Source organism: Streptomyces sp. NPDC050448 (assembly GCF_040655295.1).
Lineage (GTDB): Bacteria > Actinomycetota > Actinomycetes > Streptomycetales > Streptomycetaceae > Streptomyces.
The window spans coordinates 167,476-185,840 of the sequence record NZ_JBFAJR010000002.1 but is presented as its reverse complement, the minus strand read 5'-3'; the positions used below and the strand labels follow the sequence as shown (position 1 = coordinate 185,840).

15 protein-coding genes and 1 riboswitch are annotated in these 18,365 nt (G+C 70.9%); of the genes, 7 read left to right on the top strand and 8 right to left on the bottom strand.

The window, feature by feature from the left end:
• Nucleotides 1-8: 8 nt before the first annotated feature.
• The 6 genes from AB0I68_RS03615 to AB0I68_RS03590 form a co-directional block, all read right to left on the bottom strand.
• Complete coding sequence (locus AB0I68_RS03615; protein WP_363175519.1) at nucleotides 9-1,025, bottom strand: ribonucleotide-diphosphate reductase subunit beta; 1,017 nt, start codon at nucleotides 1,023-1,025, stop codon at nucleotides 9-11.
• A complete protein-coding gene (locus AB0I68_RS03610; protein WP_363175742.1) occupies nucleotides 1,025-3,412 on the bottom strand; it encodes a ribonucleoside-diphosphate reductase subunit alpha in 2,388 nt (795 codons plus the stop codon). The genes AB0I68_RS03615 and AB0I68_RS03610 overlap by 1 nt, the downstream gene beginning before the upstream one ends.
• Before the next feature lie 156 nt (nucleotides 3,413-3,568).
• A riboswitch (cobalamin riboswitch) is annotated at nucleotides 3,569-3,700 on the bottom strand.
• Nucleotides 3,701-3,743: 43 nt separating this feature from the next.
• On the bottom strand, nucleotides 3,744-4,256 hold the full coding sequence (locus tag AB0I68_RS03605) for a GNAT family N-acetyltransferase (RefSeq protein ID WP_363175518.1): 513 nt from the start codon (nucleotides 4,254-4,256) through the stop codon (nucleotides 3,744-3,746).
• A 94-nt stretch (nucleotides 4,257-4,350) separates the two neighbouring features.
• Complete coding sequence (locus AB0I68_RS03600; RefSeq protein WP_363175517.1) at nucleotides 4,351-4,548, bottom strand: YbdD/YjiX family protein; 198 nt, start codon at nucleotides 4,546-4,548, stop codon at nucleotides 4,351-4,353.
• Nucleotides 4,545-6,698 carry a carbon starvation CstA family protein gene (locus AB0I68_RS03595; protein ID WP_363175516.1) on the bottom strand — a complete coding sequence of 718 codons (2,154 nt, stop codon included), beginning with the start codon at nucleotides 6,696-6,698 and terminating at the stop codon, nucleotides 4,545-4,547. Before AB0I68_RS03595 ends, AB0I68_RS03600 begins: the two co-directional genes overlap by 4 nt.
• A gap of 191 nt (nucleotides 6,699-6,889) precedes the next feature.
• Nucleotides 6,890-7,654 carry a GntR family transcriptional regulator gene (locus AB0I68_RS03590; RefSeq protein WP_363175515.1) on the bottom strand — a complete coding sequence of 255 codons (765 nt, stop codon included), beginning with the start codon at nucleotides 7,652-7,654 and terminating at the stop codon, nucleotides 6,890-6,892.
• A 290-nt stretch (nucleotides 7,655-7,944) separates the two neighbouring features.
• Here AB0I68_RS03590 and AB0I68_RS03585 point away from each other — a divergent pair, with 290 nt between their 5' ends.
• The 4 genes from AB0I68_RS03585 to AB0I68_RS03570 all read left to right on the top strand — a co-directional run bounded on the left by AB0I68_RS03585 (nucleotide 7,945) and on the right by AB0I68_RS03570 (nucleotide 12,752).
• Nucleotides 7,945-9,228 carry an extracellular solute-binding protein gene (locus AB0I68_RS03585; RefSeq protein ID WP_363175514.1) on the top strand — a complete coding sequence of 428 codons (1,284 nt, stop codon included), beginning with the start codon at nucleotides 7,945-7,947 and terminating at the stop codon, nucleotides 9,226-9,228.
• A 105-nt stretch (nucleotides 9,229-9,333) separates the two neighbouring features.
• On the top strand, nucleotides 9,334-10,350 hold the full coding sequence (locus tag AB0I68_RS03580) for a sugar ABC transporter permease (RefSeq protein ID WP_363175513.1): 1,017 nt from the start codon (nucleotides 9,334-9,336) through the stop codon (nucleotides 10,348-10,350).
• Nucleotides 10,351-10,403: 53 nt separating this feature from the next.
• Nucleotides 10,404-11,240 (top strand): carbohydrate ABC transporter permease, encoded by an 837-nt coding sequence (locus AB0I68_RS03575; RefSeq protein ID WP_363175741.1) that lies wholly within the window; start codon nucleotides 10,404-10,406, stop codon nucleotides 11,238-11,240.
• A gap of 6 nt (nucleotides 11,241-11,246) precedes the next feature.
• Nucleotides 11,247-12,752 (top strand): glycoside hydrolase family 3 protein, encoded by a 1,506-nt coding sequence (locus AB0I68_RS03570; RefSeq protein WP_363175512.1) that lies wholly within the window; start codon nucleotides 11,247-11,249, stop codon nucleotides 12,750-12,752.
• A 208-nt stretch (nucleotides 12,753-12,960) separates the two neighbouring features.
• Here AB0I68_RS03570 and nagB read toward each other — a convergent pair whose 3' ends face one another.
• Nucleotides 12,961-13,746, bottom strand: coding sequence for a glucosamine-6-phosphate deaminase (nagB, locus tag AB0I68_RS03565; RefSeq protein WP_363175511.1), 786 nt, complete (start codon nucleotides 13,744-13,746; stop codon nucleotides 12,961-12,963).
• A 180-nt stretch (nucleotides 13,747-13,926) separates the two neighbouring features.
• On the opposite strand from nagB, the gene AB0I68_RS03560 reads away from it, so the two are divergent.
• The gene (locus tag AB0I68_RS03560; protein ID WP_363175510.1) at nucleotides 13,927-14,982 is read left to right on the top strand and encodes an SIS domain-containing protein; all 1,056 of its coding nucleotides are present in this window, start codon (nucleotides 13,927-13,929) and stop codon (nucleotides 14,980-14,982) included.
• 22 nt (nucleotides 14,983-15,004) lie between these two features.
• Here AB0I68_RS03560 and AB0I68_RS03555 read toward each other — a convergent pair whose 3' ends face one another.
• A complete protein-coding gene (locus tag AB0I68_RS03555) occupies nucleotides 15,005-15,766 on the bottom strand; it encodes an SDR family oxidoreductase (protein ID WP_363175509.1) in 762 nt (253 codons plus the stop codon).
• Between the two features lie 84 nt (nucleotides 15,767-15,850).
• Here AB0I68_RS03555 and AB0I68_RS03550 point away from each other — a divergent pair, with 84 nt between their 5' ends.
• A complete protein-coding gene (locus AB0I68_RS03550) occupies nucleotides 15,851-16,444 on the top strand; it encodes a TetR/AcrR family transcriptional regulator (protein WP_363175508.1) in 594 nt (197 codons plus the stop codon).
• 401 nt (nucleotides 16,445-16,845) lie between these two features.
• Entirely contained in the window at nucleotides 16,846-18,315 is a 1,470-nt protein-coding gene (locus tag AB0I68_RS03545; RefSeq protein ID WP_363175740.1) for a PAS domain-containing sensor histidine kinase, read from the top strand.
• Nucleotides 18,316-18,365: the final 50 nt, after the last annotated feature.

The following is an 18,365-nucleotide window of genomic DNA, read 5'->3' as shown; positions in this document are numbered from 1 at the left end:
GACGGGACTTAGAAGTCCTCGTCCAGGTCGACCGTGCCCTCGACCGCGACCTGGTAGGCCGACGGACGGCGCTCGAAGAAGTTCGTCAGCTCCTGGACACCCTGCAGCTCCATGAAGGAGAACGGGTTCTGCGAGCCGTAGACCGGCGGGAAGCCGAGGCGGACCAGGCGCTGGTCCGCGACGCACTCCAGGTACTCGCGCATCGACTCGGTGTTCATGCCCGGCAGGCCGTCACCGCACAGGTCGCGGCCGAACTGCAGCTCCGCCTCCACGGCCTCCTTCAGCATGTCGGTGACCTGCTGCCGGAGGGCGTCGTCGAAGAGCTCCGGCTCCTCCTTGCGGACCGTGTCCACGACCTCGAACGCGAAGTTCATGTGCATGGTCTCGTCGCGGAACACCCAGTTGGTGCCGGTGGCCAGGCCGTGCAGCAGGCCGCGCGAGCGGAACCAGTACACGTACGCGAAGGCGCCGTAGAAGAACAGGCCCTCGATGCACGCGGCGAAGCAGATCAGGTTCAGCAGGAAGCGACGGCGGTCGGCCTGCGTCTCCAGCCGCTCGATCTTCTCGACCGAGTCCATCCACCTGAAGCAGAACTGCGCCTTCTCGCGGATCGACGGGATCTCCTCGACCGCGTCGAAGGCGGCCGCGCGGTCGTCCGGGTCGGGCAGGTAGGTGTCGAGCAGCGTCAGATAGAACTGGACGTGCACGGCCTCCTCGAACAGCTGGCGCGACAGGTACAGGCGCGCCTCCGGGGAGTTGATGTGCTTGTAGAGCGTCAGCACCAGGTTGTTCGAGACGATCGAGTCACCCGTCGCGAAGAACGCGACGAGGCGGCCGATCATGTGCTGCTCGGCGGGCGTCAGCTTCGCGAGGTCGGCGACGTCCGAGTGGAGGTCGACCTCCTCGACGGTCCACGTGTTCTTGATCGCGTCCCGGTAGCGCTCGTAGAAGTCCGGGTAGCGCATGGGACGCAGCGTCAGCTCGAAGCCAGGGTCGAGCAGGTTCTTCTTGTCGGTGGAGCTCATTACTGGCAGGCCTCGCAGGACTCGGGGTTCTCAAGGGAGCAGGCCAGCGCCTCGGCGTCCGCGACCGCCTGCGGCAGCGCGACGGGGGTGGCCGCCTGCGCGGCGCGGGCGATCTTGGTCGCCGGGCGCGAGCGCAGGTAGTACGTGGTCTTCAGGCCCTGCTTCCAGGCGTACGCGTACATCGAGGACAGCTTCCCGATGGTCGGCGTCTCCAGGAACAGGTTCAGCGACTGCGACTGGTCGAGGTACGGCGTACGGGCCGCGGCCATGTCGATCAGGCCGCGCTGCGGGATCTCCCACGCCGTGCGGTACAGCTCGCGCACCTCGGCCGGGATCCAGCCGAAGCCCTGGACCGAGCCGCTGGAGTCGCGCAGGGCCTCGCGGGTCTGGGCGTCCCACACGCCGAGCTGCTTCAGCTCCTCCACCAGGTAGCCGTTGACCTGGAGGAACTCACCGCTCAGCGTCTCGCGCTTGAAGAGGTTGGAGACCTGCGGCTCGATGCACTCGTACACGCCGGCGATCGAGGCGATCGTCGCGGTCGGGGCGATGGCGAGGAGCAGGGAGTTGCGCATGCCGCTCTCGGCGACGCGGGCGCGCAGGGCGTCCCAGCGCTCGGGCCAGGCGCGCTCGGTGTCGTAGTGGTCCGGGTGCAGGACACCGCGGGCCGTACGGGTCTGCGACCAGGCCGGCAGCGGGCCGTGGCGCTCGGCCAGGTCGCAGGAGGCCTCGTACGCCGCGAGCATGATGCGCTCGGCGATCTTGGTGGAGAGGGCCCTCGCCTCGGCGGAGTCGAAGGGCAGGCGCAGCTTGAAGAAGACGTCCTGCAGACCCATCGCGCCCAGGCCCACCGGGCGCCAGCGGGAGTTGGAGCGCCCGGCCTGCTCGGTCGGGTAGAAGTTGATGTCCACGACGCGGTCGAGGAAGGTCACGGCGGTGCGGACGGTCTCGTCCAGCCGCTCCCAGTCCATCTCACCCGTCTCGGTGAGGACGAACGCGCCCAGGTTGACCGAGCCGAGGTTGCAGACGGCCGTCTCGCCGTCGTTGGTGACCTCGAGGATCTCGGTGCACAGGTTCGAGGAGTGCACGACCTTGCCCGGCTCGGCGGTCTGGTTCGCCGTGCGGTTGGACGCGTCCTTGAAGGTCATCCAGCCCTGGCCGGTCTGCGCGAGGGTGCGCATCATCCGGCCGTACAGGTCGCGGGCGGGCATGGTCTTGCGGGCCAGGCCGTCCGCCTCGGCCTTGCGGTACGCGGCGTCGAACTCGTCGCCCCACAGGTCGACCAGCTCGGGCACGTCGGCCGGGGAGAACAGCGACCAGTCTGCGTCCGCGTTCACACGGCGCATGAACTCGTCCGGCACCCAGTGCGCCAGGTTCAGGTTGTGCGTACGGCGCTGGTCCTCGCCGGTGTTGTCGCGGAGCTCCAGGAACTCCTCGATGTCCGCGTGCCAGGTCTCCAGGTAGACGGCGGCGGCACCCTTGCGGCGGCCGCCCTGGTTCACGGCGGCGACGGAGGCGTCGAGGGTCTTCAGGAACGGCACGATGCCGTTGGAGTGGCCGTTCGTACCGCGGATCAGCGAACCGCGGGCCCGGATGCGGGAGTACGAGAGGCCGATGCCGCCGGCGTGCTTCGACAGGCGCGCGACCTGGTGGTAGCGGTCGTAGATCGAGTCGAGCTCGTCCAGCGGGGAGTCCAGCAGGTAGCAGGAGGACATCTGCGGGTGCCGGGTGCCGGAGTTGAAGAGCGTGGGGGAGGACGGCAGATAGTCGAGGCGGCTCATCAGCCGGTACAGCGAGGCCACTTCCTCGACGGCCTGGACGCTGTCGTTCTCGGCGAGGCCGCAGGCCACGCGCAGCATGAAGTGCTGCGGGGTCTCGATGACCTGGCGGGTGATCGGGTGGCGCAGCAGGTAGCGGCTGTGCAGGGTGCGCAGGCCGAAGAAACCGAAGCGGTCGTCGGCGCCCTCGGCGAGCGTGTGCTCGACCAGCGCGTCCAGGCGGCTCGCGTGCAGCGTCACGAACTCGGCGGTGCGGTCGGCGATCAGGCCCTCGCGGTGGCCGACCGCGACGGAGGCGGAGAAGGAGGTGGCTCCCTGGCCGGCGGCTTCCTCCGCGACGGCCAGCGTCAGCAGCCGGGCGGCGAGCCGGGAGTACGCCGGGTCCTCGGAGATCAGACCGGCGGCGGCCTCCGTGGCCAGCCCGCGCAGCTCGGCCTCGTCGGCGGCGGCGCTGCGCCCGCGGAGCGCGGCGGCGGCGACCCGGCCCGGGTCGGTGTCGGGGAGGTCGGCCGTCAGCTCGGTGAGGGTACGCAGCAGCGCGGCCCCAGGTCCCCCGGTCTCGATTCCGGTGTCGGACGGGTCGGACTCGGCGCGCGGTGCGGAAGGCGCGATGGTCACGGGGGGAGCTCTCCCTCGCTCGGCTCCGGGACACCTGCGGTGCGGGCGCGAGCGGGCGCGCGCGGGGCAGGGCCTGGCAGGGCACGCTCACACCGCACGGCGTCCACCGGCCCAACCGCGAGGCCCGGACGTATCGGCACCCGGTTCGGTCGAGCCGGGCGCACTGTCGGCAGGTCCTCGGACTTGCGGTGACACCAATGGGTGTACTTCATACCGTTGCGGGACAGTTCCGGATTCGCACCGGATTCCCCTGCGACGACAGCGAGCATGAGCATACATGTGGGGGGCCGTTGATGCGCGACCCCCCACATGTTGTGTCGGCCCGCTACCGCCCGGGTACGCGCAGCTCCAATGCGTAGGTCAGCAACGGCACCGTCGGGACCGGGGACCAGTCCCGTTCGGGGGTCCGTACGAAGCCCAGACGCTCGTAGATCCGGTGCGCGGCGGGGCTCGCGGCCTGGGTCGAGAGCACCAGGCGCGTCACGCCCTCGATGGCCCGCGCCCGCTGGATGCAGGCACGCACCAGGGCCTCGCCCGCGCCCCGGCCGCGGCCCGCGCGGGCCACCGTCAGCATCCGGAACTCGGCCTCGCCGGGCCCGGCGAGGTCGGCCATGCGGCTGCCGGGCGGCGCGAAGGTCACCCCGCCGAGCAGCATGCCGCCGAGGGTGGCCACGAGCACCTCGGCATCGGCGGCCCGCCCGGCGACGTCCCGCAGCGCCCGCTCGTAGGAGTCGTCCTCGTTGGCGTCCAGGAGCCCGTCGTCGAGATAGGCCTGGGCGGTGATGTCCCCGAGCTCCGCGTAGTCCGCGGGCACGGCTGTTCTGATCACGATGTCCATGGCGACGAGTCTGCGGGACGCTGTCGGCGCCCGGCGCTCTCGTCGGAGACACCGTCGGGGCCCCGCCGGGTGGACGGGGCCCTTTCGCGGTGGGTCAACAGCAGCGGAAGCCCTCTTGGGGGTTGGCCTCGCGGGCGTCCGTGCGGGCGCGTTCGAAGGCGCGCCGGGTCAGGACCTCGGCCTCCGGGTCGTGCGTGCGGGCGTGCGCGACGTACCGGTCGTACGCCGCCTCGCCCGAGAACTCCCGTACGAAGAACCGTGCCTTCGCCAGCGCCGCGCGGACGCCGCTCACGCCACCGGCTCCTTCGCGCGGCCGCCGCCCGAGTCGAGGCCGGCGGCGGCGAGTTCCGCCCGCTCCTCGGCCGTCGCGATGAGCCCGGCCGGGGCGATGATCTTCGACTCGGCCCACGGGACCTCGGAGAGCCTGACCGCCTCCGGGCTGCGGACCGCCTTGAGGCAGGTCCGCGCCGCGTCCAGCAGCACGATGATGATCAGCGCCGCGAACAGCGCCGACAGCACGCCGTCGACCGTGGCGTTGGTGACGATGGTGTGCATCTCGTCCATGTTCTTCGCGGGCTTGAGCACCTTCCCGGCGTCGATGCCGTCCTGGTACTTGTCGCGCTGCGCGAAGAACCCGACCTTCACGTCGTCGGAGAAGACCTTCTGGTAGCTCGCGGTGAGCGTGACCGCCACGTCCCAGGCCAGCGGGACGCCGGTCACCCAGGCCCACTTGAGCCGCCCGGACTTCACCAGCAGCGTGGTGCAGACGGCCAGGGCCACCGCCGCGAGCAGCTGGTTCGCGATCCCGAACAGTGGGAACAGCTGGTTGATGCCGCCCAGCGGGTCCTTGATGCCGACCCACAGGAAGTAGCCCCAGCCGCCGACGACGAGTGCGCTCGCCAGCCACACGCCCGGCTTCCAGCTGATGTCCTTGAAGGACTTGTGCACGTTGCCGAGGGTGTCCTGGAGCATGAACCGGCCGACGCGGGTGCCCGCGTCGAGGGTGGTCAGGATGAACAGCGCCTCGAACATGATCGCGAAGTGGTACCAGAACGCCTTCATCCCGGCGCCGCCGACCACGGACGAGAAGATCTCCGACATTCCGAGTGCGAAGGTCGGCGCGCCGCCCGTACGGGACAGCAGGCTGGCCTCCTCGACGTCCTTGGCGGCCTGCGTGAGGAACTCGGGCGAGACGGCGAAGCCGAAGTGGGTCACGGCCTGCGAGGCGGTCTCGACCGTGGCGCCGATGACGCCGGCGGGGGAGTTCACCGCGAAGAACAGGCCGGGTTCGATGATGGTGGCCGCGATGATCGCCATGACGGCGACGAACGACTCCGTCAGCATGGCGCCGTAGCCGATGACCCGGACCTGGGTCTCCTTCTGGATCATCTTCGGGGTGGTGCCCGAGGAGACGAGGGCGTGGAAGCCGGACAGGGCGCCGCAGGCGATGGTGATGAAGACGAAGGGGAACATCGACCCGGCGAAGACCGGCCCGTCCCCGCGGGCGGCGAAGTCGGTGACCGCCGGCATCTTCAGGGTCGGCATGGCGATGACCACGCCGAGGGCGAGCAGCGCGATGGTGCCCACCTTCATGAAGGTGGAGAGGTAGTCGCGGGGCGCGAGCAGCATCCACACCGGCAGCACCGACGCGATGAAGCCGTACGCGACCATCCAGAGGACCAGGGTCTCCTTCTCCAGGGTGAAGGTGCTCGCCAGTGAGGACTCGGCGACCCAGCCGCCCGCGACGATGGCGAGCAGCAGCAGCGCGACGCCGATGACGGAGATCTCCGTGACCCGGCCCGGCCGCAGCACGCGCAGGTAGAAGCCCATGAAGAGGGCGATCGGGATGGTCATGCCGATGGAGAAGACACCCCAGGGGGAGTGCGCCAGCGCGTTGACGATGACGAGTGCGAGCACCGCCAGCAGAATGATCATGATGGCGAACACGGCGATCAGGGCGGCGATTCCGCCGACGGGGCCGATCTCGTCCCGGGCCATCTGGCCGAGCGAGCGCCCGTCGCGACGGGTGGAGAAGAAGAGGGTGACCATGTCCTGGACGGCGCCCGCGAAGATGACGCCCGCGACGATCCAGATGGTGCCCGGCAGATAGCCCATCTGCGCGGCGAGCACGGGGCCGACCAGCGGGCCGGCGCCGGCGACCGCGGCGAAGTGGTGGCCGAAGAGCACCCGGCGGTCGGTGGGGTGGAAGTCGACACCGTTGTCAAGGCGTTCGGCCGGGGTGGCCCGCGTCTTGTCGACCTTCAGGACCCGGTCGGCGATGAAGCGCGCGTAGAAGCGGTAGCCGATGGCGTACGAGCCCAGCGCGGCGGCGAGCAGCCAGGCGGCCGAGATCTCCTCGCCGCGCGAGAGCGCCAGGATGCCCCAGCCGAGGGCCCCGATGAGTCCGACGAGCACCCAGGCGGCGATCGACTTCGGGGTCATCCCCCCTGACGCGGAAGGCGAGTCCGTCGCCGTGCTCGGACTCGCCGCGTTGCGTTCTGCACCTGTTGCTTCCGGTTCCGGCATGATCTTCGTCCCCTCGTTGATCATCTGCGTAAGCGCAGGGAATCTACGGGGGCCGCCCGGTGAACGTAAGCCCCCGTCCGTATAGCGGAACGAGAGTCAACTACGAATCACACGGCGGGGCGCTGGAGCCGAGCGACGAATTTGTAACGATCGCCGCGGTACACCGACCGCACCCACTCGACGGGTTCGCCGTCGGCGTCCAGCGAGTGCCGGGAGAGCATCAGCATCGGCAGGCCGACGTCGGTGCCCAGCAGGCCTGCCTCGCGGGGGGTGGCCAGGGAGGTCTCGATGGTCTCCTCGGCCTCCGCGAGCCGTACGTCGTACACCTCGGCGAGGGCGGTGTAGAGGGAGGTGTACTTGGCGAGCGAGCGGCGCAGCGCGGGGAAGCGCTTGGCCGAGAGGTGGGTGGTCTCGATGGCCATCGGCTCACCGCTGGCGAGGCGCAGCCGCTCGATGCGCAGCACCCGGCCTCCCGTGGTGATCTTGAGCAGCCCGGCCAGGGTGTCGTCGGCCGTCACATAGCCGATGTCGAGGAGCTGGGACGTGGGCTCCAGCCCCTGGGCCCGCATGTCCTCCGTGTACGAGGACAGTTGGAGCGGCTGGGAGACCTTCGGTTTCGCGACAAAGGTGCCTTTGCCCTGAATGCGCTCCAGCCGGCCCTCGACGACGAGCTCCTGCAGCGCCTGCCGCACGGTGGTCCGCGAGGTGTCGAATTCGGCCGCGAGCGTGCGTTCCGGCGGCACCGGCGTGCCGGGGGGCAGCGTTTCGGTCATGTCGAGCAAGTGCCGCTTGAGTCGGTAGTACTTGGGCACACGCGCCGTGCGAGTGGCTGCCCCGCCTTCCGGCTCCGTGGTCGCCCCTTCGGTGGACATCGCCGCCCGCCTTCCCGACTCCAGTTTCGCTGCCGTCACCGGCTCCTCCGATATGTGCGGTCACATCGTGACACGGGTGGGAGGACAGGCCTCCTCCCTCCCCCAGGTGTCGGTCCGGTAACGGACCGATCACCCGCTCATTAGACCCTTGACACCCCTAAAGGTCTAGGCCAAGCTCCGGTTGCTGGTCTAAACCAATATGGATCAGATCCCGGCCCCACGGGCAGTACTTGGTGCATGTCACCGCGGCGGGCGAGGGAAGTTGCAGGCAGCTCCCTGAGGAGGGTGGCGTGAAGCGCAAGCTCATCGCGGCGGTCAGTGTCGCGGGCATGATGGCCGGTGTCGCGGCGTGCGGCAACGGCGGCGACGACAAGGCGAAGACCGACGCGGGCGGCGCCAAGGAGATCACCGTCTGGGTGATGGACGGCTCCGCGCCGAAGACCTGGATCGACGAGGTCAACAAGGAGTTCTCCGCCAAGCACCCCGGCGTCACGGTCAAGGTCGAAGAGCAGCAGTGGAAGGGCATCCAGGAGAAGGTCACCACCGCCCTCTCCGAGAACACCCCGCCGGACGTCCTCGAGCTCGGCAACACCCAGACCGCCGGCTACGCGGTCACCGGCGGCCTCGCCGACCTGACCAAGGACAAGTCCGAGCTCGGCGCGGACGCCTGGCAGAAGAGCATGCTCGCCTCGGCCGAGTACGAGGGCAAGCTCTACTCCGCTCCGTGGTACGCCGCCAACCGCGTCGTCGTGTACGACAAGAAGGCCTTCGCGAAGGCCGGCGTCACCCCGCCGACCACCCGTGACGAGTGGGTCGCCGGCCTCGAGAAGCTGAAGGCCGCGGACCCGTCCACGCAGCCGATCTACCTCCCCGGCCAGAGCTGGTACGTCCTCGCCGGCTTCGTCTGGGACGAGGGCGGCGAGCTCGCCGTCAAGGACGGCGGCAAGTGGAAGGGCGGTCTCGGCACCCCCCAGGCCGCCTCCGCGATGGAGTTCTACAAGAAGCTCCAGTCCTACTCCACCGCCCCGAAGGACAAGGACGAGGCCACCCCGCAGCAGTCCACCGACGTCGTTCCCAAGGGCGGCGTCGCCTCCTGGATCGGTCTCGGCTGGGAGGCCGGCGGAGCGGAGAAGGCCCTGAAGGACGCGGGCAAGGAAGCCGACTTCGGCTACTTCCCGATCCCGGGCAAGACCGCCGACAAGCCGGGCACCGTCTTCCTCGGCGGCTCGAACCTCGCGGTCGCCGAGCGCTCCAAGAACAAGGACCTCGCCAAGGAGTGGCTGGCCCTCGCCGCAGGCAAGGACCAGATGGCGAAGTACGCCGCCGAGACCAAGGGCGCGCTGCTCCCGAACCAGGCCGCCGCGAACTTCACCCCCGCCGCGGGCTCCTTCGCCGAGGCCATGGGCAAGGGCGGCGTGGGCGGCCGCATCACCCCGGTCACCCCGGGCTGGGCGAACGTCGAGACCGAGCCCAACCCGCTCAAGGAGTTCATGACCAAGGTCCTGAAGGGTGAGGACGCCGCCAAGGCGGGCGCGGACGCGGACAAGGAAATCGCGGACCGCATCAACAAGTAGCACGCAGCACCGGGGGGTGCGGCCGGCGCCCACGCGCCCGCCGCACCCCCGGTCGCGCATTGACAGACGTATGCGACGCCCGACCGCAGCCGAGGTAACCAAGACATGACCGTGCACTCCCAGGGAGCGGCGACCGCTCCACAGGACGCACCACCGAAGTCCGCCGGACGGCAGCAGACGCCGCCCACCACCACCGGGACCACCCCGTCGTCTCCTCGCCGGGGCAGAGCGTCGCTTCCCTCGGGCTGGCTGCCGTACCTCCTGACCGGGCCCGCGGTCCTCAGCCTGGCCACGCTGCTGCTCTATCCGCTGATCAAGAACGTGATCCTGTCGTTCCAGAAGGTCGACAAGATCGAGTTCATCCAGCGGAAGGCGCCCTTCAACGGCGTCGAGAACTACACCCAGCTGCTGGGCGACGCGCACTTCTGGACCGTCGTCGCCCGCACCTTCGCCTTCACCGCGGCCAACGTCGCGCTGATCATGGTGATCGGCAGCCTCCTCGGCATCCTGCTGAGCCGCCTCGGCACGTGGATGCGCCTGGTGCTGTCGATGGCCCTGGTGATGGCCTGGGCCATGCCGATCGTCGCGTCCGTCACCGTCTTCCAGTGGCTGTTCGACGAGCAGTTCGGCGTCATGAACTGGGTCATGCGCACGCTCGGCTTCTCCGGCTACGAGCAGCACAACTGGTTCGAGTCCGGCTTCTCCACCCTGGCGATCGTCACCGTCCTGGTGGTCTGGGGCTCCGTCCCCTTCGTCGCCCTCAACATGTACGCCGGCCTGACCACCGTCGGCGGCGAACTGTACGAGGCCGCGCGGATGGACGGCGCGAACGGCTGGCAGACGTTCTGGCAGGTCGTCTTCCCGAACCTCAAGCCGTTCTTCCTCGTCACCACGTTCCTCGAGGTGATCTGGGTCTTCAAGGCCTTCACCCAGGTCTACGCGATGAACCGCGGCGGCCCCGACCGCGGTTCCGAGACCCTGCCCGTCTTCGCCTTCGTCGAGGGCCAGAGCCAGGGCCACTACGCGCTCGCGGCAGCGATCTCCGTCCTGACGATCGTGATGCTGGTGATCGTCATGTCCTTCTACTTCCGCCTGATCCTGAAGCAGGAGGAGGAGCAGTGAGCACCACCACCGCCCCGAAGCCCGCACCCGCCGCCCCGAAGCCCGCGCAGCGGCTGCGCACGCGCCGCCCGCTGCGCCCCGCCGCCGTGGCGAAGAACCTGGGCGCCCTGGTCCTGGCCGTGGTCTTCGTCTTCCCCGTCTACTGGATGTTCTCCTCGGCCCTCAAGCCGTCCGGGCAGATCCTCTCCAAGGACCCCGTCTTCTTCTTCGCCCCGACCCTGGACAACTTCACCAAGGCCACCGGCGTCGAGTTGTTCTGGACGTACGTGCGCAACAGCCTGCTCGTCACCGTCGGCGCCGTCGCCCTGGCCCTGCTCGTCGCCCTCGCCGCGAGCTTCGCCATCGCCCGCATGAAGTTCAAGGGCCGCAAGGGCCTGGTGCTCGGCGTGATGATGGCGCAGATGGCCCCCTGGGAGGTCATGGTCATCGCGATGTACATGATCGCCCGCGACGCCGACATGCTGAACAGCCTCCCGCTGCTGACCGCGATCTACTTCGTGATGGTCCTGCCCTTCACCATCTGGACCCTGCGCGGCTTCATCGCCGCCGTCCCGGTGACGCTGGAGGAGGCCGCCCAGATCGACGGCTGCACCCGCGGCCAGGCCTTCCGCAAGGTGATCCTCCCGCTGCTGGCCCCCGGCCTGATGTCCACCTCGCTCTTCGGCTTCATCACCGCCTGGAACGAGTTCGCGATGGTCCTGATCCTCAACAAGGACAAGACCGCCCAGACCCTGCCCCTGTGGCTGACCCAGTTCCAGACCGCCTTCGGCAACGACTGGGGCGCCACCATGGCCGCGTCCTCGCTGTTCGCGGTCCCGGTCCTGGTGATCTTCATCTTCCTCCAGCGCAAGGCCGTCGGCGGCATGACCGCCGGCGCCGTGAAGGGATAACGGCACATGACTGTCCTTGCGCACCGCACCACGGCGTCCGATGCGGACGACCAGCTCACCCGGGACGCCCTCGCGGTCCTCCAGCCCGGCTTCGAGGGCACCGCCGCCCCCGCGTGGCTGCTCCGCCGGATCGGCGAAGGCCTCACCGCCGTCGGCCTCTTCGGCCGCAACATCGCCTCGCCCGAGCAGCTCGCCGCGCTCACCGCCCAGCTGCGCGCCGAGCGGGACGACGTCCTCGTCGCCATCGACGAGGAGGGCGGCGACGTCACCCGCCTGGAGGTCCGCGGCGGCTCCTCCTTCCCCGGCAACCTGGCCCTCGGCGCCGTCGACGACACCGCGCTGACCCGGGACGTCGCCCGCGAGCTGGGCCGCCGCCTGGCCGAGTGCGGGGTCAACCTCAACTGGGCCCCGTCCGCCGACGTCAACTCCAACCCGGACAACCCGGTGATCGGCGTCCGGTCGTTCGGCGCCGACACCCACCTCGCCGCCCGGCACACCGCCGCCTACGTCGCGGGCCTCCAGGCCGCCGGCGTCGCCGCCTGCACCAAGCACTTCCCCGGCCACGGCGACACCAACGTCGACTCGCACCACGCCCTGCCGCGCATCGACGTGGACCTCGACACGCTCCACGCCCGTGAGCTGATCCCGTTCAAGGCCGCCATCGAGGCCGGCACCAAGGCCGTGATGAGCGCGCACATCCTGGTGCCCGCCCTCGACCCGACGCGCCCGGCCACGCTCAGCCCGCAGATCCTGACCGGCCTGCTGCGGGGGGAGCTCGGCTACGAGGGCCTGATCGTCACCGACGGCATGGAGATGAACGCCATCGCCGGGACGTACGGCATCGAGCGCGGCTCGGTCCTCGCCATCGCGGCCGGCGCCGACGCGATCTGCGTCGGCGGCGGGCTCGCCGACGAGGCCACCGTGCTCCGGCTGCGGGGCGCCCTGGTCGCGGCCGTACGGGAGGGCGCGCTCCCGGAGGAGCGGCTCGCCGACGCCGCCGCCCGGGTACGGGCGCTGGCCGCATGGACCCGTCAGGCGCGGGCCGCCGCCGCACCGGGCGCGCCGGAGGGGAGCGCGCCCGGCATCGGTCTGGCGGCGGCCCGCCGCGCGGTGGTCGCCTCCGGCGCCGCCGCGCCCGTGTCCGCCCCGTACGTCGCCACGCTCGCGCCGGTCGCGAACATCGCGGTGGGCGACGAGACCCCGTGGGGCGTGGCCGGTGAACTGGCAGCGCTGGTACCGGGGACCGGGTCCGGGGTGTACCCGGAGGGCGCCACGGCGGGGGACGTCCTGGCGGCGGCCGGCGGGCGCACCGTCGTGCTGGTGGTCCGCGACGCGCACCGGCATCCGTGGATGACCGAGGTCCTGGACACCCTGGTCGCGGCCCGCCCGGACACCGTCGTCGTCGAAATGGGCGTCCCGCGGGCTGAGCCCCGAGGGGCGCTGTACATCGCGACACACGGTGCCTCGCGGGTCTGCGGCAGGGCGGCGGCGGAGCTCATCGCCGGGGTCTGACCAGCCCCGGGCCTCCCGGTCCGCCCTGTCCCGTGCCCCCCGGACGTCCTGTCCCGGGGGCACGGGCATGCCCGGGTCCCGTCTGCGCTGCCGTACGGCCTGTGGGGCTGTGGGGTCTGTAGGACCTGCGGGGCCTGTGGTGCCCGGACGCGGAAGGGCCGGGCCCCCTCGGGGAGCCCGGCCCAACGCGGCGTGGGGAAGGTGCCGCCTAAAGCCCCTGCCACGCGGGCTTGTCGGCGTACGTGTGCCGGAAGTAGTCCGCCAGCCTCAGCTTGGAGGCGGCGGCCTCGTCCACGACCACCGTCGCGTGCCGGTGCAGCTGCAGCGCGGAGGCCGGGACCCGCGCGGACAGCGGGCCCTCGACGGTCTGCGCGACGGCCTCGGCCTTGCCCTCGCCGGTGGCGAGCAGGACCAGGTGGCGGGCGTCGAGGATGGTGCCGATGCCCTGGGTGACGACGTGGTGCGGGACCTGGTCCAAGTCGTCGTCGAAGAAGCGCGCGTTGTCGACGCGGGTCTGCTCGGTCAGCGTCTTGATGCGGGTGCGGGAGGCGAGCGAGGAACAGGGTTCGTTGAAGCCTATGTGCCCGTCCGTGCCGATGCCGAGCAGCTGGAGGTCCACGCCGCCGGCCTCGGCGAGGGCGCGGTCGTACGCCTCGCACGCGGCGACGATGTCCGCGGCGGAGCCGTCCGGGCCCATGAAGGAGGCCTCCGACAGGCCGAGCGGCTCGACGACCTCGCGGAGCACGACGGCGCGGTAGGACTCCGGGTGTCCGGCCGGCAGGCCGACGTACTCGTCGAGCTGGCAGATGCGGGCCCGGGACGCGTCGACCTCGCCGGCCTTCACCTTGGCGGCCAGGGCCTTGTAGACGGGCAGCGGAGTGGAGCCGGTCGCCACGCCGAGCAGGGCGTCGGGCTTGCGCCGGAGCAGGGCGGCCATGGCCTCCGCGATGAGCTCGCCGCCTGCCTTGGCGTCCGGGACGATGACAACTTCCACGCGGGGCCTGCCGATCTGGAGTGGGACGGTGTGGTATAGACCAATCTAGCAGAGGTGGGGAGCCTCGGACCGGTCTCCGCCCACTCCCATGGTGATCCGGCTCCCCGCCCCCGGCCTCCCGGCGCCAGGACGTGCAGCGCAGCCACGGGCGCGGGATTCTGGTACGCGGAGGTGGGGCGCATGCACGGTGTGGAGCGGCACGGGAGCATCATGGCCGCCGAGATCGCGCAGCAGCCCGAGGTCTGGCGGCGGATCCTCGCCGACGGGGCCGGGCCCATCACGCAGACGGCCCGGGCGATCGCCGAGCGGCATCCGCGGTTCGTGCTGCTCGCCGCCCGGGGGAGCTCCGACCACGCCGCGCTCTACGGGAAGTACCTGCTCGAGGTCGGGCACGGGCTGCCCTGCGGGCTCAGCTCCATGTCCACCATCACCGCGTACGGCGCCACGCCGCGGCTCGACGACGTCCTCGTCGTCACCGTCAGCCAGTCCGGCGGCTCGCCCGATCTGATCGCCTCCACCCTGGCCGCCCGCACCGCCGGTGCGGTCACGCTCGCCGTCACCAACAACCCCGACTCCGGGCTGGCCGCCGTCGCCGAGTACCAGATCGACGTACTCGCCGGGCCCGAGAAGGCCCTGCCCGCCACCAAGACGTACACCGCCTCGCTGCTCGCGCTGTTCCTGTTCGCCGAGGCGCTGCGGGATGCGGGCGGGGCCCGGGCCGCAGCGGCGCTGCCGGGGCTCGCCGAGGAGGTGCTCGCGCGGGCCGGCGAGGTACGGGAGCTGGCCGCGCGGTACCGGTTCGCCGAGCGGATGGTGGTCACCTCCCGCGGCTTCGGCTACCCCACCGCCCGCGAGGCCGCCCTCAAGCTGATGGAGACGAGCTACATCCCCGCCCTCGCCTACTCCGGCGCCGACCTGCTGCACGGGCCACTGGCCATGGTCGACAACGTCTCCCCGGTGATCGCGGTCATCCCCGACGGCCGCGGCGGCGAGGCGCTGCAGCCCGTCCTCGACCGGCTGCGCGCCAGGGGGGCCGACCTGTTCGCCGTCGGGCCGAAGGAGCAGGTCGAGCAGGCGACCACCGGGTTCGCGCTGCCCGTCGACGGCGTGCCCGAGGAGCTGCAGCCCCTGCTGGAGATCCTCCCGCTCCAGCTCCTCGCGTACGAGGTGACCATCGCCCGCGGGCAGGACCCGGATGCCCCGCGGGCGCTGGCCAAGGTCACCGAGACGCACTGAGGACGGCCCGGGCCCGCACCGCTCAGAGCAGCGACAGCTGGAGGCCGCCCGTCGCGTCCAGGTGCTGGCCCGTCACCCAGCGGGAGTCCGCCGAGGCCAGGAACGCCACCACGTCGGCGACTTCCCGGGCCGTGCCCACCCGCCCGAAGACGGAGCGGGAGGACGCGTGCGCCCGTGCCGCGGGGTCCGCCAGCCACGCCGCGTTGAGGTCGGTGTCCGTGATGCCGGGGCCCACCGAGTTCACGGTGATCCCGCGCGGGGCCAGCTCGGCGGCCAGGGACCGGGTCAGCGCGTTCACCGCGCCCTTGGCCGTGATCGTGGCCAGGATCGCCGGCAGGGCGATCTCCGGGGTACCGGTCACGTTCACGATCCGCCCCCCGTCCCGCAGCCGCGTCAGCCCGTGCTTGATCACGAAGAACGGCGCCTTCGCGTTGAGCGCGTGCACCCGGTCGTACGCCTCCTCGTCGGTGTCCGCGATGCCGGCGAAGGTGGCCGCGCCCGCGTTGTTCACCAGGATGTCGACCGCGTCGGTGTGCAGCGGGTGCGCCTCGTACGCCGCCCACAGCGCCTGCGCGTCGCCCGGAACCCCGAGCTCCGCCCCGATCGCGAACGCCCGGCCGCCGGCCGCCTCGATCGCGGCGACCGTCTCCTTCGCCGCCGCCTCGCCGTGCCCGTAGTGCACGGCGACCAGCGCCCCGTCCCGGGCGAGCCGTTCCGCCACCGCCCGTCCGATCCCCCGGCTGCCGCCCGTGACCAGTGCCGTCTTCCCCTTGAGCACGCCCATGACGCGCCCCCCTTCAGCATTTGCTAGTGGTCGCTACAGAAAGAACCGTACCAGATTCCGTAGCGCCCGCTATAGAATGAGCGCATGGTGACCGGACAGCGCGGCAGGCCCCGCTCCTTCGACCGCGACGCCGCCCTCGACAAGGCCATGCTCGCCTTCTGGGAGCGCGGCTACGAGGCGACCTCGATCTCCGATCTGACCGCTTCGCTCGGCATCAGTGCGCCCAGCCTCTACGCCGCCTTCGGCGACAAGCGCAAGCTCTTCGACGAGGTCGTGGTGGTCTACGGCGGCCGGTACGCCGACTTCGCGGGCGCGGCCTTGGCCGAGGAGCCCACCGCCCGGGCCGGCCTGCGGCGCGTCCTGCGCGAGGCCGCCGAGATCTACACCGACCCGGCCCACCCGCCCGGCTGTCTGGTGATCAGCGCGGCCGTCAACACCACCTCGCAGGAGGTGGCGCACGCCCTGCGCGAGCGCCGCAACGCGAACCTGGAGATGTTCGAGCGCAGGATCCGGGCGGATGTCGCCACCGGGGCACTGCCTGCCGGTACGGACGCGCAGGCGCTGGCCCGCTACGCGCTGGCGGTGCTCGTGGGGATGTCCCAGCAGTCGCGCGACGGGGCGAGCCGGGAAGAACTGGAAGCGGTGGCGGAGCTGGCGATGGGGGCCTGGCCGCAGTAGGCGAACGGGCCCGAACGCGCCGTCCCGTGAATTCCGCCCTGAAATTCCGCCCCACAAATTCCTCTGGGCCACGGTGCAGGACGGGACCCTCAGCCCATCCGGCACCGTAGCCCGGAGTACTTACGGCCGGCGGGTGTGCGGTTCCCGGCGGCCGGTGGGAGGTGCCTGCGCGGTCAGGGCAGAGCGCGCCGCTTACCTCGATCCGTCCTCCTGTGCGGGGAGGGCGGAAGCTTAAGCCAGTGTGGACTAGACCATTCTGTTCTGTCCATCCAATGTCGGGCCCTGGAAACCCGTCACTTCCTCCAACAGTACGCGGACTCGGCCCTTCCTGGGTACTCCTGAGTAGTCGCCGTGGGGAAAGTCATGGCCCATGCCCGGGGTACGCTCGCCACGTGCCCTCCATGAACGACCTCGTACGCCAGCACACCGCTCTCAGTGAAACCGACCTGGAGTGGCTCCACCTGCTGGTCTCGGAGTGGCAGCTGCTCTCCGACCTCTCCTTCGCCGACCTCGTGCTGTGGGTTCCCACCCTCGACGGCACCCGGTACGTCTCGGTCGCGCAGATGCGCCCCAACACCGGCCCCACCTCGTACCAGGACGACATGGTCGGCCACCTGGTGCCGCGCGGCCGGCGCCCGCTGCTGGACGCCGCGCTCGACGAGGGCCGGATCGTGCGCGAAGGCGACCCGGAGTGGCGCGAGGAGGTGCCTGTGCGCGTCGAGTCCATCCCGGTGCGCCGCGAGGGCCGGGTCCTGGGCGTGATCGCGCGCAACACCAACCTGCTCACTGTGCGTACACCCAGCCGGCTGGAGCTCACCTACCTCCAGTCCGCCTCCGACCTGGCCCAGATGATCGCGGCCGGCTCCTTCCCGTTCCCCGGCCAGCAGGTCGACATGGACGCCTCCCCGCGCGCCGGGGACGGTCTGATGCGGCTCGACGCCGACGGCGTGGTCACGTACGCGTCCCCGAACGCCCTCTCCGCCTACCACCGGCTCGGCCTCGCCTCCGACCTCGTCGGCCAGCACCTCGGCACCACCACCGCCGAACTCGCCCCCTCCCGCGGCCCCGTGGACGAGGCGATCGTCAAGCTCGCCAGCGGCTGGGCCCCGCGCGAGACCGAGGTCGAGGGCAGCAGCGGGGTCATCCAGCTGCGCGCCATCCCGCTCAAGCCGAAGGGCACCCGGATCGGCTCCCTCGTCCTGTGCCGGGACGTCACGGAACTGCGCCGTCGCGAACGCGAACTGATCACCAAGGACGCGACCATCCGGGAGATCCACCACCGGGTGAAGAACAACCTGCAGACCGTGGCCGCACTGCTGCGGTTGCAGGCCCGCCGGATGGATTCCGAGAGCGGCCGCGAGGCGCTCAACGAGGCCGTGCGCCGTGTCGGTTCGATCGCGATCGTGCACGAGACGCTCTCTCAGAACCTGGACGAGCGCGTCGAGTTCGACGAGATCGCCGACCGCGTGATCGCGATGGTCGCGGAGATCTCGCCGGGCAAGGTGGAATGCCGGCGTACCGGCCGCTTCGGGATCCTGGACGCGGAGGTCGCGACTCCGCTGTCGATGGTGCTGACCGAGATCCTCCAGAACGCCCTGGAGCACGCCTTCACCCAGGGGGAGGGCGGCCGGGTGGAGGTGTCCGCGACCCGTACCGGCTCCGGCCGCGCGGACGGCCGACTGCTGATCACGGTGCTCGACGACGGCTCCGGTCTGCCCGAGGGCTTCGACCCGCAGCGGGCCGGCAATCTCGGGCTGCAGATCGTACGGACCCTCGTGGAGGGCGAGCTCGGCGGCACGTTCGACATGCTCCGGGCCGAGCCGCGCGGGACCAAGGTCGTCCTCGACATCCCGGTCAGCCCGCAGAAGTAGCAGCGGAAGCAGCAGCGCACTCGTCACTCAGTGTGACGCAGTGCGTCCCG

Coding starts and splice junctions, on each gene's coding strand:
- AB0I68_RS03615 (WP_363175519.1), bottom strand. CDS start 1,025: ATGAGCTCCACCGACAAGAAGAACCTGCTCGACCCTGGCTTCGAGCTG.
- AB0I68_RS03605 (WP_363175518.1), bottom strand. CDS start 4,256: ATGGACATCGTGATCAGAACAGCCGTGCCCGCGGACTACGCGGAGCTC.
- AB0I68_RS03595 (WP_363175516.1), bottom strand. CDS start 6,698: ATGACCCCGAAGTCGATCGCCGCCTGGGTGCTCGTCGGACTCATCGGG.
- AB0I68_RS03590 (WP_363175515.1), bottom strand. CDS start 7,654: ATGTCCACCGAAGGGGCGACCACGGAGCCGGAAGGCGGGGCAGCCACT.
- AB0I68_RS03580 (WP_363175513.1), top strand. CDS start 9,334: ATGACCGTGCACTCCCAGGGAGCGGCGACCGCTCCACAGGACGCACCA.
- AB0I68_RS03570 (WP_363175512.1), top strand. CDS start 11,247: ATGACTGTCCTTGCGCACCGCACCACGGCGTCCGATGCGGACGACCAG.
- AB0I68_RS03560 (WP_363175510.1), top strand. CDS start 13,927: ATGCACGGTGTGGAGCGGCACGGGAGCATCATGGCCGCCGAGATCGCG.
- AB0I68_RS03555 (WP_363175509.1), bottom strand. CDS start 15,766: ATGGGCGTGCTCAAGGGGAAGACGGCACTGGTCACGGGCGGCAGCCGG.
- AB0I68_RS03550 (WP_363175508.1), top strand. CDS start 15,851: ATGGTGACCGGACAGCGCGGCAGGCCCCGCTCCTTCGACCGCGACGCC.
- AB0I68_RS03545 (WP_363175740.1), top strand. CDS start 16,846: ATGAACGACCTCGTACGCCAGCACACCGCTCTCAGTGAAACCGACCTG.